Annotated in this window: 1 protein-coding gene; it reads right to left on the bottom strand. The window is 38.4% G+C overall.

Translation table 11 applies throughout. The annotated features are described in order from the left end of the window. Positions 1-186: 186 nt before the first annotated feature. The gene (locus ACO0LF_RS31270) at positions 187-681 is read right to left on the bottom strand and encodes a hypothetical protein (protein WP_423021286.1); all 495 of its coding nucleotides are present in this window, start codon (positions 679-681) and stop codon (positions 187-189) included. Positions 682-1,266: the final 585 nt, after the last annotated feature.

The raw sequence follows: 1,266 nt of genomic DNA, 5'->3' as shown, positions 1-1,266 counted from the left end.
TTATTTGGGGTTGGACAACTCACGCTTACGCACTGATTAGCTTGCAGCTATGCCTGATGGCGATGAATACACGGGGAGTTTTAAAAAATGAGAAGAATTGACAAGCATCATTGGCGAAGTCAATTAGCCTTGAAGACACTACCTAATTGCGGATTTTCATCATACATTTCATCTAAACCAAGTTGCTTATGAATGTGACGAAACGCAAACAGATTTATTTCTTGCCTCAAAGCCATGCTTTGTAAGCGTAACAGAACCATTTTTTATCTCTATCAATCCTTCGCTCGCCATTTTTTTGAGTCCAGTTTCGAATGCGCTATTTTGTTTTGGCGTCCAATTCATTGTGTGCTTTAAATACAAAGCATGTACATCCAAAGTGTGCCCTTCTTTTGCATGATTTTTCTCAAACCAACTTAAGACGGTGTCTTTCACGAAATCGTTTAATGGTGGATAAATTAGATTAAAGCCTGTTTTTGTCAGAAAGTATTTTTCTCCTTGCGGTCTTAAAATATTTTCTTTAATTAATTCAGTGATTGCCGGTTCAACATAGGCTTGCTGACCAGGATTCCAGAAAATGATGTGGGTATGAAATAAGGCGTTCAAGTTAAGTGCTTGACCCTGTTCTGTTTTATCTTTTGCGAGAAAATCCAAAATCTCTTTTTTAACAAAAGCTTTAGACATGAAAATGTCCCTTCAGCTATCCCTATTCATCGCTTTCAAAAACAAGTAGAAACACAGGAAATGAATCGGATGAACATGTCGAAAAGGACATGCCTATTAAAAGGCCAAATAGATATATTGTTATTATTATTTCAATTAAGTATAGACTTATTAAATCAAATGTCGAGAGTTTATTTTTTTTATATTTATTACTATTTTGAGATGGATAGCTATAGCTTTCCTGATGCATATGTAATCGGGTACTTCTCTAAGACGACTCCCAGCCTGCGACGAGTCATTGGAAGATGAAGGGCCCCTATTTAGGTGGCTACGTTAATGAGAATGGCACAATTTTTGCAGGCGAGCTACTATAAATGAATGACTTTCCAGATGTATCGATTTCAATCTATCTCAAATTTAGCAAATCTGCTTTCATGGACCGTAATGCAAAGTAAATGCGCCGCCCTGGAATGAGCGCATTGTGTCTATGTCTGGAAACCCAGGGGCTACATAGCGCCAGTTGATCCAATCGATAGACTAGGACGAAGTCAAATAGCCCGCCTGACAGAAGACTTTGCTCAGCTCTCTACTAGGCCACGTACAGCA

Source organism: Undibacterium sp. Di27W, assembly GCF_049340345.1.
Taxonomy (GTDB): domain Bacteria; phylum Pseudomonadota; class Gammaproteobacteria; order Burkholderiales; family Burkholderiaceae_D; genus Undibacterium.
The sequence above is the reverse complement of the archived record's forward strand: the minus strand, read 5'-3'. Positions and strand labels throughout refer to the sequence as shown.